The 15,432-nt window shown below is 43.5% G+C and carries 20 protein-coding genes and 1 tRNA gene; all 21 read left to right on the forward strand.

What is annotated here, in order from left to right; translation table 11 throughout:
* Positions 1 to 13 precede the first annotated feature (13 nt).
* The 21 genes from der (at position 14) to QFZ80_RS10435 (ending at position 15,426) form a co-directional block, all read left to right on the forward strand.
* Positions 14 to 1,339, forward strand: coding sequence for a ribosome biogenesis GTPase Der (der, locus tag QFZ80_RS10335; protein ID WP_307546946.1), 1,326 nt, complete (start codon positions 14 to 16; stop codon positions 1,337 to 1,339).
* A 13-nt stretch (positions 1,340 to 1,352) separates the two neighbouring features.
* Positions 1,353 to 1,955 carry a glycerol-3-phosphate 1-O-acyltransferase PlsY gene (gene plsY / locus QFZ80_RS10340; protein ID WP_307546944.1) on the forward strand — a complete coding sequence of 201 codons (603 nt, stop codon included), beginning with the start codon at positions 1,353 to 1,355 and terminating at the stop codon, positions 1,953 to 1,955.
* A gap of 124 nt (positions 1,956 to 2,079) precedes the next feature.
* Positions 2,080 to 3,123, forward strand: a complete 1,044-nt coding sequence (locus tag QFZ80_RS10345) for an NAD(P)H-dependent glycerol-3-phosphate dehydrogenase (RefSeq protein WP_307546942.1) — start codon at positions 2,080 to 2,082, stop codon at positions 3,121 to 3,123.
* 76 nt (positions 3,124 to 3,199) lie between these two features.
* Positions 3,200 to 3,481, forward strand: a complete 282-nt coding sequence (locus QFZ80_RS10350; RefSeq protein WP_307546940.1) for a stage VI sporulation protein F — start codon at positions 3,200 to 3,202, stop codon at positions 3,479 to 3,481.
* A gap of 103 nt (positions 3,482 to 3,584) precedes the next feature.
* On the forward strand, positions 3,585 to 3,764 hold the full coding sequence (locus QFZ80_RS10355) for a DUF2768 family protein (protein WP_307546938.1): 180 nt from the start codon (positions 3,585 to 3,587) through the stop codon (positions 3,762 to 3,764).
* A gap of 21 nt (positions 3,765 to 3,785) precedes the next feature.
* Positions 3,786 to 4,079 (forward strand): 2Fe-2S iron-sulfur cluster-binding protein, encoded by a 294-nt coding sequence (locus QFZ80_RS10360; RefSeq protein WP_307546936.1) that lies wholly within the window; start codon positions 3,786 to 3,788, stop codon positions 4,077 to 4,079.
* A gap of 27 nt (positions 4,080 to 4,106) precedes the next feature.
* Positions 4,107 to 4,694, forward strand: a complete 588-nt coding sequence (locus QFZ80_RS10365) for a nucleotidyltransferase family protein (RefSeq protein ID WP_307558734.1) — start codon at positions 4,107 to 4,109, stop codon at positions 4,692 to 4,694.
* 31 nt (positions 4,695 to 4,725) lie between these two features.
* Complete coding sequence (locus QFZ80_RS10370; protein WP_307546932.1) at positions 4,726 to 5,073, forward strand: 2Fe-2S iron-sulfur cluster-binding protein; 348 nt, start codon at positions 4,726 to 4,728, stop codon at positions 5,071 to 5,073.
* A gap of 24 nt (positions 5,074 to 5,097) precedes the next feature.
* Complete coding sequence (locus QFZ80_RS10375; RefSeq protein WP_307546930.1) at positions 5,098 to 5,847, forward strand: hypothetical protein; 750 nt, start codon at positions 5,098 to 5,100, stop codon at positions 5,845 to 5,847.
* 305 nt (positions 5,848 to 6,152) lie between these two features.
* Entirely contained in the window at positions 6,153 to 7,631 is a 1,479-nt protein-coding gene (gene spoIVA, locus QFZ80_RS10380) for a stage IV sporulation protein A (protein ID WP_056614411.1), read from the forward strand.
* 246 nt (positions 7,632 to 7,877) lie between these two features.
* Positions 7,878 to 8,150: an HU family DNA-binding protein gene (locus tag QFZ80_RS10385; RefSeq protein WP_029193008.1), complete on the forward strand. Its 273-nt coding sequence runs from the start codon at positions 7,878 to 7,880 to the stop codon at positions 8,148 to 8,150.
* A 154-nt stretch (positions 8,151 to 8,304) separates the two neighbouring features.
* Positions 8,305 to 8,378 (forward strand) — tRNA-Pro (locus tag QFZ80_RS10390).
* Positions 8,379 to 8,473: 95 nt separating this feature from the next.
* Positions 8,474 to 9,400, forward strand: a complete 927-nt coding sequence (locus QFZ80_RS10395; RefSeq protein ID WP_307558736.1) for a phosphatase PAP2 family protein — start codon at positions 8,474 to 8,476, stop codon at positions 9,398 to 9,400.
* Positions 9,401 to 9,478: 78 nt separating this feature from the next.
* Positions 9,479 to 9,727, forward strand: a complete 249-nt coding sequence (gene mtrB, locus QFZ80_RS10400; protein WP_171643390.1) for a trp RNA-binding attenuation protein MtrB — start codon at positions 9,479 to 9,481, stop codon at positions 9,725 to 9,727.
* Between the two features lie 124 nt (positions 9,728 to 9,851).
* On the forward strand, positions 9,852 to 10,385 hold the full coding sequence (locus QFZ80_RS10405; RefSeq protein ID WP_307558738.1) for a hypothetical protein: 534 nt from the start codon (positions 9,852 to 9,854) through the stop codon (positions 10,383 to 10,385).
* Between the two features lie 96 nt (positions 10,386 to 10,481).
* Entirely contained in the window at positions 10,482 to 11,348 is an 867-nt protein-coding gene (locus tag QFZ80_RS10410) for a heptaprenyl diphosphate synthase component 1 (RefSeq protein ID WP_307546921.1), read from the forward strand.
* A 13-nt stretch (positions 11,349 to 11,361) separates the two neighbouring features.
* On the forward strand, positions 11,362 to 12,117 hold the full coding sequence (locus QFZ80_RS10415) for a demethylmenaquinone methyltransferase (protein WP_307546919.1): 756 nt from the start codon (positions 11,362 to 11,364) through the stop codon (positions 12,115 to 12,117).
* A 7-nt stretch (positions 12,118 to 12,124) separates the two neighbouring features.
* Entirely contained in the window at positions 12,125 to 13,000 is an 876-nt protein-coding gene (locus QFZ80_RS10420; RefSeq protein ID WP_307546917.1) for a UbiA-like polyprenyltransferase, read from the forward strand.
* Entirely contained in the window at positions 12,997 to 13,608 is a 612-nt protein-coding gene (locus QFZ80_RS10425; RefSeq protein WP_307546916.1) for a UbiX family flavin prenyltransferase, read from the forward strand. Before QFZ80_RS10420 ends, QFZ80_RS10425 begins: the two co-directional genes overlap by 4 nt.
* Positions 13,589 to 14,452, forward strand: coding sequence for a menaquinone biosynthesis protein (locus QFZ80_RS10430; protein WP_307558740.1), 864 nt, complete (start codon positions 13,589 to 13,591; stop codon positions 14,450 to 14,452). The genes QFZ80_RS10425 and QFZ80_RS10430 overlap by 20 nt, the downstream gene beginning before the upstream one ends.
* The gene (locus tag QFZ80_RS10435; protein ID WP_307558743.1) at positions 14,449 to 15,426 is read left to right on the forward strand and encodes a polyprenyl synthetase family protein; all 978 of its coding nucleotides are present in this window, start codon (positions 14,449 to 14,451) and stop codon (positions 15,424 to 15,426) included. Before QFZ80_RS10430 ends, QFZ80_RS10435 begins: the two co-directional genes overlap by 4 nt.
* The last annotated feature ends 6 nt before the right edge of the window (positions 15,427 to 15,432 follow it).

The raw sequence follows: 15,432 nt of genomic DNA on the forward strand, positions 1-15,432 counted from the left end.
GAGTGAATGAGTAGTGGCTAGACCTGTACTTGCAATTGTTGGCCGACCAAATGTCGGCAAGTCCACCATTTTCAATCGGATCGTAGGCGATCGTCTTGCGATTGTGGAAGATAAACCAGGTGTTACACGTGATCGATTATATGGCGTAGGAGAATGGCTCAATACCGCATTCAGTGTCATTGATACAGGCGGTATTGAAATTGAAGGGGAGGATGCAATCCTCAAATCTGTTCGTATTCAAGCGGAGCTTGCCATTGAAGAAGCAGATGTCATTATTTTCATGGTGGATGCCAAAGCCGGTGTAACACCTTCGGATGAAGAAGTTGCTCAATTGCTATTCCGCTCCAAAAAGCCAATCGTACTTGCTGTTAATAAAGTAGATAACCTCGCGCGACAAGATGATATTTATGAATTTTACTCTCTGGGGTTTGGTGATCCAATCGGAATCTCGGGCTCTCACGGTATCGGAATCGGGGATTTGCTTGAGGCCGTGTGTGCACTTTTCCCTGACAAAAAAGAGGATGAATACGGCGAGGAAGTCGTGAAATTTGCCTTGATCGGTCGCCCGAATGTCGGTAAATCTTCGATGACAAATGCCATTCTGGGAGAAGAGCGGGTCATCGTTAGTGAAGTAGCTGGTACGACGCGCGATGCGATCGATACGCCATTTGAAAGGGATGGACAGAAATTTGTCATAATTGATACAGCTGGTATGCGTAAAAGAGGCAAAGTATACGAAAATACAGAGAAATATAGTGTCATGCGGGCCATGAAGGCAATCGAACGTGCGGATGTTGTACTCGTCGTCATCGACGGACAAGATGGCATTATCGAACAGGACAAGCATATTGCCGGTTATGCGCATGAAGCAGGAAAAGCGATTGTCATTGTCGTAAATAAATGGGATATCGTGGATAAAGACGATAAGACGATGCAGCATTTTACACAAACTATTCGTGATCACTTCTTGTTTTTAAGCTATGCTCCAATTGCGTTTGTTTCAGCCAAAACGACACAGCGCTTGCACAAGCTGTTGCCTGTTATTGTTCAAGTTGCTGAGAATCATGCCTTACGGGTACAGACACATCTTCTTAATGACGTTGTTTCGGATGCAGTAGCCTACAACCCGCCTCCAACGGATAAAGGTAAACGCCTGCGTATTAACTATGTGACACAAGTTGCGGTTAAGCCTCCTGTCTTTGTGCTCTTCGTGAATGAGCCTGAGCTCATGCACTTTTCATATGAGCGGTACTTGGATAACAAGATTCGTGCTGCCTTCGGATTTGAAGGAACCCCGATTCGTATCTTAAGCCGCAGGAAATCATCGGACAAAGAATAGGAGATGTTGTGCATTGCTTTCGATAATAACAATTGTAGCGGGTTATTTATTAGGCTCCATAAGCTTTAGTTATTTATTCGGAAAATGGTTCAAAGGTATTGATATACGCAAACACGGGAGTGGCAATGCGGGGGCGACAAATACACTCCGTGTTCTGGGTAAGGGACCTGCCATCTTAGTTCTCATGCTTGATGCCTTGAAGGGAGTTGCTGCCGTGTGGATTGGAACATGGGCAGCTCCCGGACCCGATGACATCTGGATTCGTGTATTAAGTGGATTAGCAGCCATCGTCGGACATAATTGGCCCGTTTACTTCGGCTTCCGAGGTGGTAAAGGTATCGCAACCACCATCGGCGTTATGGCCACGCTTTGCTTCATTCCAACGTTAATTGCTGGTTTAACAGCTATCGTCATCATTGCGGTCACCAGATTCGTATCGCTCGGCTCCCTTATTCTAACTGCACTTTTACCTTTTCTTATTTGGGGGATGGACCGACCGTTGCCAATTCTGTGGATTAGCATTTTGTTGTGTGCGTTTGCCTTTATGCGTCATCGTACGAATATTGTGAAGCTCATTCAGGGTAAAGAAAATAAGTTGGGTCAGAAAAGGGCTTAGCTAATCTCACGATGCAAGTTTTCTAAGAAAACTCTGTAATGCTTACGATGCCAGTTTTGCTAAAGCAAAACTCAGCAATGCTTACGAAGTAAGTTTTCTTCGAAATCTTTTAGGAGGGGTAACCTTGTCAAACAAAGTATCGGTCCTAGTAGCTGGAAGTTGGGGGACGGCACTTGCCTCGGTACTGGCGGATAATGGGAAGCAAGTGCTTTTATGGTCTCGTAATGAGGATCAGGTTATAGAAATAAATGAGAAGCATCGTAACAGCCGCTTTCTTCCAGATGTAGAGCTATCGCCGCTAATCGTAGCGACAAACTCGCTGCAGGAAGCGGTAGAGGATGCAGATGCGATTATTATGGTCGTACCTTCATCTGGCATGCGCGAAGTAGCGTCACGGATGCGTCCTTTCTTGAAGAAGGATACTGTAGTGGTTCATGCGACCAAAGGCTTTGAAACGGGCACGCTAAAGCGTATGACCGAGGTTCTTGCCGATGAGCTTCCAGAAATGGACGCGAAGCGGCTCGTCGTCCTTTCTGGTCCAAGTCATGCCGAGGAAGTTATTCGCAAGTGTCCGACGACTGTCGTAGTCGCCGCCCAAGACTTGGAAGCGGCTGAAGCCGCGCAGGATTTGCTGATTAATTCCTACTTCCGTGTCTATACGAATCCGGATGTTGCCGGTGTTGAGGTTGGAGGGGCACTTAAGAATATTATTGCGCTAGGCGCAGGTCTGACCGATGGCTTAGGCTTTGGTGATAATGCAAAGGCTGCTCTAATGACGAGAGGTTTAGCCGAGATTGCTCGACTAGGCACGGCAATGGGAGCCAACCCGCTTACATTTTCCGGCTTAGCAGGGATAGGCGATCTGATCGTGACTTGTACGAGTCAGCATAGCAGGAATTGGCGTGCCGGCAATAAATTAGCCAATGGTATCCCCCTGAACGAGGTTCTTGAAGAGATGGGGATGGTCGTAGAAGGCGTGAAGACAACGAAAGCTGCCTATGAGTTGTCCCGGAGATTTGACGTAACCATGCCGATTACAGATGAGTTACATAACGTTCTCTTCGAGGGGAAGTCGCCTCAGCTAGCTGCACAAGATTTGATGGGGCGCGTCAGAACCCATGAGATTGAAGAGGTAGCTGGCGGCTCAGCAACAAATGTATTGAAGTAGCCTACACCACATCCTATCCGCATTCATACTATACCTTAGAAGACCCAGTCATCCAAGGTATAGGGAGGCGGCACATTTGTCGAATAAGGATATCTCGAAAGACGTATTAAATGTGGTGAAAAAGAAAACGGGTAAATCCGTTACATCTAAAGATATTGAGAAGCTAGCCAGTGGTGTGAAACCTTCTACCCTGCAAAGTGAAGCTCAACTTCGCCAACTCATCAAACAAGTTTCTGGTTTAGTGAACGTGAAGGTATCAGAAGAAACCATCAATGATATCATTCAGGCAGTTAAAAGCAGTAAACTGGATTCCAACAATATGCAGCAATTAATGAACATGATGATGGGCAAGAAATAAAAAGCATGAAGGGGAGATCGTTCCCCTTTATGCTTTTTTTCTCATCCTATGCTATACTTACTGGTGATCAAGTTGAATGTTTCATACATAAGGAGTTAAGATTATGTCAAGTTTAGACAAAATGTGGGCATCATTCGTGGCGATCGGACTCATGGTAGTCGCGTCATTATTAATTTCTTACGCAAGAACTCGAACCAAAGGAGTTCTTCGTGTTGTGTTATCTGTGATTGCTTTTTTCCTATTTATCCCGATTTTACTTTACATGCTGCTATCTTTGTTTTAGCAACCTGGAGGCGAGATATCGATGTTAGAATTGAAAACACGCAAAACGCAGAAAACGATAGAGTCGGTTACCGGATTAACGATTCTGGACCACGCGCTCAAAGAAGATTTGGATTGGGGATTTTCATGTACACGGGGCACTTGCGCTAGATGCCGTTGTTATGTAGCTTCAGGCCGAGAACTGTTGTCATTGCCTTCGGATGAAGAAGAGAGTCGTTTGGAGCCTGAGGAGATCGAGCAGGGCTATCGATTAGCATGCCAGTGTGTAGTGAAGCAATCCGGCCATATTTCCGTTACGCATAAACCTTATTTCTAAAATTTTTGCCTGAAAGGTGTGGGCATCTTGGTCCTGCTGGAGCCGTTACTACCAACGATTATAACCATCCATACACATTTATTGCAAGTTCCAGACGTACGATGGCTCATCGGTGGAAGCTGCGGACTGCTTTTACAAAACGTAGATATTGGAAGAAGTCCAAGAGATCTGGATATCTATGTAGATGATAACGATGTAACTGCTGTACATGCTTCTTTATTAGATTATTCGGTGGATGTGCCGATTCATAGTAAAACCCCGATTTATGCTTCAATCCTTAGTCATTATTTGATCAATGGAAATGCTGTGGAAGTCGTAGGTGATTTCAGGGTTAATGCCCTGCATTCTTCTTACCAGGTGGAAGCTTCGTATCTTTGGGAAAATCATAGCCATTCGGTCACGATCGACGAGCATGAAGTTAGAATGATGCCGTTAGCCCATGAACTCCTCTTTAATTTACTTCGTAATCGTCCTGATCGCTTTGAGGCTATTGCGAAAACCATGAAAGCTTTTCCAGAACTGCATATGCAGGCGCTAAGCGATTTAATGCAAAGAAACCGATGGGGAAGCGAGTTTGAGCGGAAGCTGGAACGGTTGATAGATTCAAGCAAATAGCAGGGAGATAGCCTATCAGAAGGTGGACGCGATGAATGGATCAGAAGTACATTTTTGGCCCGATGACAAAAAAATAAGTGTTCGAACTGGAACGACCTTGCTCGATGCAGGGCGTAAAGCTAAGGTTCACATCCGTACCCGTTGCGGAGCCAAGGCGGCTTGCCTTATGTGTAAGGTAAAGGTTAGTGATCCTAGTGGTCTTGCACCTATGAATGTGAATGAACGGTTAAAGCTTGGGACCCAGGCTGACGAGGGCTTTCGACTTGCTTGTCAGGCCCGTGTAATTGGCTCTGTACAGGTAACGGTGCCAGAAGATCCTCTTAAGGCCGCCATACGTGCCCAACTTGCGAGGCAGGCCGAGGAAGACGATTTATTTTAGAAAAAAAGATAGGATGATTGTGTCGTGAAAATAGCTCGAAACCTTTTACAGGGTAGATGGATAGGGATCACTCTTTGTATAGTCCTGCTGCTCAGTGGCTGTGCTTATCCTAAGGAAATGCGTAAAGAGAATCAAATTAACCCGGCTGAGTTCATTACCGTAGTTCAGCAGGCCGTTGATCTCTACCACGAAAAGAACGGCGTTCTTCCGATCAAGAATAGTGATATGACAACGCCTCTCTATGAGAAATATGTGATCGATTTTGGCAAATTGAAAAAAAACAATCTGTTGAGCACCGTTCCGGCAAACGCGTTCGAAAGCGGCGGCATTTTTATCTACGTGCTGGTCGATGTGGAAACAAAGCCATTGGTTAAGTTGATGGATTTATCTGCTTATCAAAGTGTGGAGGATGTCCAGAAGAAGATCAATGATTATAAGGTGAAGCATGATGGTAACCTGCCTCCGGGCATTGCTATTAATGAAGCTTTTGATTATATTGATTTTGATAAGCTTGGCATGAAATCTCCCGAGATCAAGTCCGTTTACAATCGCAAAAATTTCATAACCTATTTGGTGAACAAGCAAACGGGTGATGTAGCGATTGATTATGCGATGGACATTATGCTGCTAATCCAAAGCAATTCGTTAGGTAGCTCTTTGAAGTCGGATCAGGATTTGCGAGAGATTCTCGTGAATAAATCTTATTTCGTACCTATACGCAGCTACCCGTATGTATGGCAAAACAATCAGCCTATGCCTCAGAATAAACAATAGACGCAACCTCTTACAGAAATCTGTAAGAGGTTTTTTTAGATTTTCAGAATAACCCATACAAGTCAATCATATATTTTTTCAATGTGGTGAGACTTTGATCTAGCGTCAAAGGTCCACTAAATATGGTTCTATAAGGAAAGCCGTATGTGCTTCATAAAATATGAGCGGCAAAAAAAAGATTATACGCATCTATCATATTTCTATCGAAAGTACATATATTTCTTACTAGTCCAAATGAATGTACGAGTAGTCAATTGTTACCGTCACAAGAGTCAGTTGACGACCAAACTGTAGGAGGGATTCTCTTGGAGAAAGTGGATATCTTTAAGGACATTGCAGAACGAACGGGAGGGGACATTTACCTGGGGGTTGTCGGAGCGGTCCGGACAGGAAAATCAACCTTTATTAAGCGTTTTGTGGAATCTGTAGTGCTTCCTAACATTCAAAGTGAAGCGGATAGGATCCGGGCTACCGATGAACTCCCGCAGAGCGCTGCTGGCCGCACGATTATGACAACGGAGCCAAAATTCGTACCGAATACGGCGGTCCAAATTTCGGTGGCCGAAGGGCTGAATGTGAATGTTCGCCTGGTTGATTGTGTAGGTTACGCAGTCGATGGCGCCAAAGGCTATGAAGACGAGAACGGACCGCGGATGATCAATACACCTTGGTTCGATGAACCGATTCCATTCCAGGAAGCAGCTGAAATTGGAACACGTAAGGTCATTCAGGAACATTCGACACTCGGTGTTGTTGTAACTACCGATGGTACGATTTCTGATATTCCGAGGTCTTCGTACGTGTTGGCAGAGGAAAGAGTCATTAATGAGCTGAAGGAAGTAGGCAAACCTTTCATTGTCATCATTAATTCGCAGAAACCGAACAGTGAACCTGCGCTTGAGCTGCGAAGCGAGCTGCAAAGCCGCTACGACGTCCCTGTTGTGACGATGAGTGTAGCGAGTGCAGGAGAAGAAGAAATGGTCTCTGTGCTGCGTGAAGTGCTCTACGAGTTCCCTGTTCATGAAGTGAACGTGAACTTGCCAAGCTGGGTGATGGTTCTGGACGAGAATCATTGGCTGCGGACTCAATTCGAAGCTTCCGTACGTGATACGGTTCAAGATATTAGACGTTTGCGCGACGTTGATCGTGTCGTCAGTCAATTCGCCGAATATGAGTTTATTGATAAAGCCGCTTTGGCTGGACTTAATATGGGGCAAGGTGTAGCGGAGATCGACCTGTTTGCGCCTGATGAATTATATGACCGCATTCTGGTCGAAGTTGTCGGGGTAGAAATTCGCGGCAAAGATCATCTGCTTCAGTTAATGCAGGATTTCACGCATGCAAAACGAGAATATGATCAATTCGCCGAAGCACTTGAAATGGTGAAAACGACAGGCTACGGCATAGCGCCTCCGACGCTCGCTGAGATGGCTTTGGATGAGCCGGAGTTAATCCGTCAAGGATCTAGGTTCGGTGTCCGTTTACGGGCTACAGCGCCGTCTATTCATATGATTCGTGTGGATGTAGAGTCGGAGTTCTCACCGATTATCGGTACGGAGAAGCAAAGTGAAGAACTTGTCCGCTATCTCATGCAGGATTTTGAAGATAATCCGCTTAAAATTTGGGAGTCCGATATATTCGGAAGATCGCTTCATTCGATCGTTCGTGAGGGGATTCAAGGGAAACTTGCCCAAATGCCGGACAATGCCCGTTATAAACTGCAAGAGACACTTGGCCGAATTATTAACGAAGGATCTGGCGGTTTAATTGCAATAATTTTGTAAATATGTAGACAAAAAACACTCAAAAGAGTGTTTTTTGTCGTTTAATAGCCAAAATACCCACATAAATTGGAAAGCGATACTTGAAATTGCTGTCGGAGTGTATTACTATAAATTTATTCGTCTGCTTTCGAAGTTCATTTTTACTAAGAAAATCAACGATTTTTTATTGGATAATGTATATTTTCTGAAGAAACGGTGAAAACAGGAAGTAACGGAAGTGAGAAATCTTGGGGGGAGGTGAATGGCATGAATAAATCTGAATTGATTAACAAGGTTGCTGAAACCTCTGAGCTTTCCAAGAAAGATGCAACTAAAGCAGTTGATGCTGTTTTTGATGCAATTTCCGAAGCGCTGCAAGGCGGAGATAAAGTACAACTAGTTGGATTCGGTAACTTTGAAGTTCGTGAACGTTCTGCTCGTAAAGGACGTAATCCACAGACTGGTGATGAGATCGAAATTCCAGCAAGCAAAATTCCAGCTTTCAAACCTGGTAAAGCACTTAAAGATGGCATTCAATAATCGCGTTTTACATACTATTGAACGTTATATAACAACAAAGCCGTGACCGCTAAAAGCTGTCGCGGCTTTCTTTATTGTTACTAGAAAATGCCTTTACAATTCCAAAATCTCCTACTATAATTACAAAAGTGAATAAGTAAAACTAAGCTACAAACGGGGTATGGCGCAGCCTGGTAGCGCGCACCCTTGGGGTGGGTGAGGTCGCACGTTCGAATCGTGTTACTCCGATTATGAAAAAGACATCGAAGGTCCGATGTCTTTTTCTCATGAAGAGGCTTGTTCCATGACAGATAGAACTTCTTAGAAGATTTAGGGGGAACGGCTTGAATAAGTTGAAACTGAACGCGCTCGTGAAATCGCAAGATTGGACGATGTTTGGCATTATCGCTTCTATTTACTTGGTTTGGCGCATCGGTACGGTCGGGAACTGGAGCAAGGAATGTTGGATCCTGCTGTTAATTTGTTTGCTAGGTGTCCGCAAAGACCAGGTTGATGTGGATTGGAAACGATTCTTCCTATTTGGTATTCCATTACTTGGCGTATTTTATTACTTCTACGGGACGGGAAATGGCTTCTGGTGGAAAGTCGCCAATTGGATGTTTGAGAATAACCGCCATCCGTGGCATTGGGATGATTATATGAACGCAATCCCGTTGAATACGGGCGGATGGGCGAGATGGGTTGCCTCTCCTTTTCTAGATAGAGCGATGGTATGGATTTATAATTACGGCTTTGTTTTATCTTTGTGGATCTGCATTGTGCGGAGCTTCTGGACACGTAGTATCAAAAAGATGCTCTCTTATGCATTATCGGGTCACATGCTGCAATTCCCACTTATTTTGCCCTTTTACAATTTAATTTTGTTACGCGAAGTCTGGTATGTTAATAAGCAGCCTGATTTATTACACCGAGTTTTTGCAGATGAAAACTCTTTACTGGTGGCTACAATGAACTGTTTTCCTAGTATGCATACATCTATCTCTTTTGCTATGCTTCTTCTCGCCCTACGAGAAAAGGACCGTATATTCAAAACGATGATGGTCACATACTGCGCGGCAATTATTTTCTCAACCCTTTACTTACAAATTCATTGGCTGATTGATGTATTCGCTGGAATGCTATTTGCTTACGGCACAGTCAAGCTAGCTGATTTTCTCATTCGTTTAGGATCCAAAAACATGCTGCCAACCACATTTAAGAAGTTTTACCAAAAAGGAACGAACGAAACATCCAATGAACTAACTGTTTAAGGCTGGTTGACTTTCCGATGCTTTTTTTGGCATGATGAAATATAGGATTGTAGTTTAGGGCAAGAACGGAGGATGGAAATGGAACAATCGAATAAATCGAATAATCCGAATACGAACGGCAATGAATATTTCGTTGTTAAAGCGAAGGATAATGGTGTACATGTCATCGGTCTAACTCGCGGTCAAGATACTCGCTTTCATCATACAGAAAAGCTGGACAAGGGCGAAGTTATGATTGCTCAGTTCACAGAGCATACATCGGCAGTAAAGGTTAGAGGCAAGGCGCTTATTATGACCAAGTACGGTACGATTGACACTGAAGAATAATTAATAATTGTTAAAGCAGGCATAGCCTGCTTTTTTTCTTTGTAGAATGGTGTATAGGGCTTGGAACTATCGTAAGCTGACTCAATTCGTTTTGTGCTTGCAAAGTGTGGGAGGTGCTTGTTCAATGAAGTGGTCGATGCGTATTGTGATGACATTAGGTCTATCTATTATTATGGTTGTTTGTTTATCTTTACTTCCAAAGATGGATCGATCCACGGGGTTAGGCTCGCCTTATAATTGGTCAAGCAATCGTGCAGGGGAGCTAACAGATAATAATATGGTAGATTTATTGGTGCAAGTCCCACTTCAGCTGCGGATTCGTAAGGTCGAGCTGAGCAACTCCCGCATGTCCCTTGATTTGAGCTTACCGAAAAACGCGGATTCAGCAGCCGTCTATCGAGATTTGTACACAATTGCACAAACGATGATCACGAAAACGAAAAATGTAAATCAAATATGGGTTCGTGTCATTGATTATTCGGGTGTTACAGATTCAACATCTACACAGCTTGTGCTGGCGATGGTTGCAGAGCGTGAATATGGGAAGGATATGGAGAAGAACGCGAATGAGCTCAGCCTTATTCAACTAGAGCAGCAATTACAAAACCGTTTTCGTATCACATACACCTCGAAATGGCAGCAGAGATATCCCTTATAATTAAATGTGCTTCTATGTACGTGTTATGATATAATGACTTGAATTGAGCATGTTTTGAACATAAATGATTTGGCACACGGTTACGGAGGCTTTTGCATGAATTCTTATCGGATCCCAGAGATCGCTAAGCAATACACAGAGTATGATATGATTCAAATTCACACAGACTTGCCCGATTTTCCGGAGCTTCGCACACGTCTGTTGTTTGCATTCTTGAACGGAAACAGTAAGTTTAGTTCTTCAAGCGAGTTGTATACGCTAGCTACGTCGCTTGTTCAACTAGCGCTCGATACCCATGATTTGGTTACAGCATCCAATGATGTCAAAGAGAAAAAAGCGGCAAGATCAAGGCAGCTTAAAGTTCTTGCAGGGGATTATTTCAGTTCCCGCTTTTATAATCTCCTTGCTCAGGCTGGCCAGATCGAGATGATTAAACAGTTGTCTAATGCAATCTGTGAAGTCAACCGGCTCAAGATGAACATTTACATGAAAATGAAGCAATTGAAATTGACGGCAGAAGATTACATCCACCTAACCGTGGAAATTAAATCTCAGCTGTTTTTGTCTTTCTCTGAATTTATGTCTGAGGTCTATGATCAAGCATGGCCTGATATTCTGAGAAGCTATGCCAAGTGTGAGGTTATATTTGAAGAAATTTTTCGCGTCGAATCTGCGGCGAATTTCAGAGACAGCTGGGGATTCTGGCACATTCTGCAGCATGGTACGAAAGAAGAACGGAAGCAGCTGCATGCGGAAGAGTCCGATCAAGCCAGACTTCGTACACTCATTCATAAATATAATATTACTTCGCAGCTTTATCAGATGCTGGACTCCCACACCAAGCAACTACAGTCCAAAGTGAAGCAGCTCGAATCGGATAAACTAATAAGTGAACTGTTTCACATTGGGGAGCCGTTTCTTCGATTCTCAGCAAAGCAGCCCAAAGTGCTAGAAGAAATTTGAGGTGACATCAAAGATGAATTCGACAAAAACAAATAGCAACACGAAAACAACTAAAGCCAAAGAAGAGTTCGTTCACTCTGTTTTTGAAAGTATTGCACCCAAGTATGATCTTATGAACAGTATCCTAAGCTTCCGTAGGCATAAAGCATGGCGCAAATTCACTATGAAGAAGATGAACGTGAAGCCTGGGGAGACAGCGATTGACCTGTGCTGTGGTACATGCGACTGGACGATCAGTCTTGCTCAGGCGAGTGGAACCGGTAAGATGGTTGGGCTGGATTTTAGCCAAAACATGCTGGATTATGGTGCAGAGAAAATCAAGCAGCTTCACTTGGATCAGCAGATTGAGCTAATTCAAGGTAATGCGATGAGTCTTCCGTTTGACGACAATACGTTTGATTACGCAACAATCGGATTTGCTCTTCGTAATGTTCCCGATTTGGAGCAGGTCATCCGTGAAATGCAGCGTGTCGTTAAGCCAGGAGGGCTAGTTGTGTCTTTAGAGCTCTCTAAGCCAACTTGGCAGCCATTCAAGTCCATTTATTATTTTTATTTTCAACGCGTACTGCCTTTTTTGGGCAAGCTAATTGTAAAGAAGTACGAGCAGTACAAGTGGCTGCCGGAATCTTTAATCCATTTTCCGGATCATAAACAGTTGGCTGCTATTTTTACGAACCAAGGATTGGAACATGTACAGGCGCACCCATTAACAGGTGGGGTTGCAGCTTTGCATATGGGTACCAAGGGGAAAACGAAATCAGGAGTGTAGTCAGCATATGTTTACTAAATTGAAAATATTTTTGGAAATGATTAAATTTGAGCACAGTGTGTTTGCATTGCCATTTGCTTTCATGGGAGCAATTCTAGGCTCAGTCGTATTAAATGGACATTTGCCTAGCTGGGCCCAGATCGGTTGGATAACACTAGCTATGGTTGGAGCGAGAACAGCAGCGATGGCTTTGAATCGTGTTATTGATAAAGCCATTGATAAAAGAAATCCAAGGACGGAGAATCGAGCCATACCCGCGGGGCTTATCTCCATTCAGCAGGTCATTATTTATATTCTAGTTTCGTTTGCAATGCTTTTCTGGGCAACCTCTAATTTAAGCTCTTTATCCATGAAACTGCTGCCTATTGCAGTGTTTTTTCTTGTCTTTTACTCTTACACTAAAAGATTTACATGGACTTGCCACTTTGTCTTAGGTTTGACATTAGGATTAGCTCCTCTTGGGGGCTGGGTTGCTGTAACCGGTCAATTTACATGGTCTTCTATTATTTTTTATTTGACGGTAGTATGTTGGAGCGCAGGTTTCGATCTGATTTATGCCTGTCAAGATGCCGAGTTTGATCGGAATGAAGGTCTGCATTCCTTACCAAGTCGATTCGGGATCAAAACTGCCTTGAATACGGCTCGTGTCCTGCATATTCTCACAGCCGTTGGTTTAGTCACTTTGTTTTTCATGACACATTTGAGTTGGTTCTATTTAATTGGCCTCGTTATCGCTTATATTATTTTGTATAAAGAACATCGACTTGTTTCACCGCAAGACTTGTCCAAATTAAATACAGCGTTTTTCACAATGAACGGTGTATTGAGCTTAGTGATGTTCGTCTTCACGTTACTTGATGTACTAGTGAGTCAGCATTCATGAGCGGTAACTGGGTAGTAGGAATCACCGGAGCAAGTGGTGCTATCTATGGCGTACGGCTCTGCCAAGTCATGCTGGATCAAGGTTTAAGTGTACACCTAATCGTTACGGATGCTGGCTGGAGAGTGCTTCATGATGAATTAGATTGGAACGTAAGCAAACGCCAAGAAATGCTGCAGGAACATTTTGGCGGACGTGCAGGTTCCTTCAACTATCATCCAATTGCTGATATTGGGGCAACCGTTGCCAGTGGATCTTTTCGGACCAAGGGGATGGTTGTTATTCCTTGCTCAATGGGAACTTTATCAGGGATTGCTCATGGTTCATCAGATAATTTAATGGAGCGAACAGCGGATGTGATGCTCAAAGAAGGAAGAAAATTAATCCTAGTTCCAAGGGAAACGCCATTACACGCCATACATTTAGAGAATATGTTAACCTTGTCGAGAATGGGCGTACGCATGCTTCCTGCGATGCCGGCCTTTTATAATCGTCCGCGCTCAATCGATGAGATGGTCGATTTTTTGGTGGGGAAAGTGCTGGATAGCATGGACATTGAACATTCCTTGTACCGAAGATGGGGAGATAACAATGAGCAACCTAGACCCTAAAATACGAATTGGCCGGATTAATTATACAAACGTTTGGCCGATCTACTATTACTTTCCCGAACTTATGAATAGCTCAGAGGTTGACATTATTGAACAAGTCCCAACCTCACTTAATCAAGAAATGGCTGCTGGGAACATCGATATGGGGCCTATTTCTTCCTTTGCTTACGGAGAATCCTTTGAAAATTACGTGCTCTACCCGGATCTTTCAGTTAGCGCCTATGGAGAAGTGAATTCCATTCTGTTGTTCCATGAAAAGCCGTTACGCGAAATTGCGAATGGTCATATTGTGTTGCCCACTACCTCGGCTACGTCGGTGAATTTACTCAAAATCATTCTCCAAAAATTCTATAATGGGAATCCAACTTATGAATATGCGAAACCCAATTTAGAAAAGATGATGGAAAAAGCAGACGGGGCTTTATTGATCGGAGACGATGCAATTAAAGAGAGTTGGCGCAATAAAGCGTATATGATTACGGATCTTGGGCAAGAATGGGCCAAATGGACAGGACAGTGGATGTCATTTGCCGTATGGGCGATTCGTAAAGAGACAACCCAGAAGTATCCGGAATTAGTTGCCACTGCTTTTGAAGCCTTCATGGCTAGTAAAGCCAAGGCCCACCAAAATCCGGAAGAGATGATAAAAGAAGCACAAAGTACGGTTGGTGGGACATCTCTATATTGGCAACATTACTTTCATACGCTATGTTATGATTTTGCATCGGAACAATGGGAAGGTCTTGCTACGTATTACAAGTACTGTTATGAGCTTGGTTTCCTGCCGAAGCCGGTAAGCATTGGGTTATGGTCAGAGAAAAAGAACGCACGGGTGACGGAATGAAAAATTTAATGGAAATCTATACAAGAAAGAAAAAAGATATAGCTGCAATTGAAAAAGAACTTGAGGAAAGCGTGTACACAGATCATGCGATGCTTCGAGAAACGTCTATGCACTTACTGAAAGCGGGTGGGAAGCGGATCCGCCCCGTCTTTGTTCTGCTTTCAGGCGAGTTTGGGAGCTATCAGCTCCAAACAATAAAGCATGTCGCAGTACCGCTCGAGCTCATTCATATGGCATCGCTTGTTCATGATGATGTGATTGACGATGCAAACACAAGACGCGGACAATTGACGGTCCGATCCAAATGGGATAATCGGATTGCTATGTTCACGGGGGATTATATTTTTGCCAAAGCATTAGGAGTCATAACTCAAATTCATAAGCCTGCAGTCCATCAAATTATGTCTAAAGCTATCGTGGAGATGTCGATTGGGGAAATGGAACAAATTCGTTTCTTTTTCCACTCAGAGCAAACAACTCGAGATTACTTATTAAGAATTAGACGTAAAACAGCACTGCTAATTGCCATTTCATGCCAACTGGGGGCGATGGCGGCAGAAGCACCTGACTGGATAAGCAATAAGTTGTATGCTTTTGGCTATAACGTAGGTATGGCGTTTCAAATACGGGATGATATTCTTGATTTAATTGGTACGGAAAAGCAAATCGGTAAACCGCCGGGCAGTGATGTCAAACAAGGAAACATAACGTTACCTGTTCTGCTCACTATGCAAGATCCATCCTTGAAGCCGCTCATCTTATCGGAACTAGACCGTATACATAAGCTGGATGGACAAACCGATGTCAGTCGATTCTTGGATATAATCCGTAATAGTGAAGGCATAGATAAAGCAGATTTACTTTCTCAGAAGTATATTGATAAGGCTATAGCTTCTCTGGATAAACTGCCAAATGTGCAAGCCAAGAAAGATCTCATTGAAATTGCCCATTTTATCGGAAATCGTTCTTATTAATGTATT

It is taken from the genome of Paenibacillus sp. V4I7 (assembly GCF_030817275.1).
Classification (GTDB): domain Bacteria; phylum Bacillota; class Bacilli; order Paenibacillales; family NBRC-103111; genus Paenibacillus_E.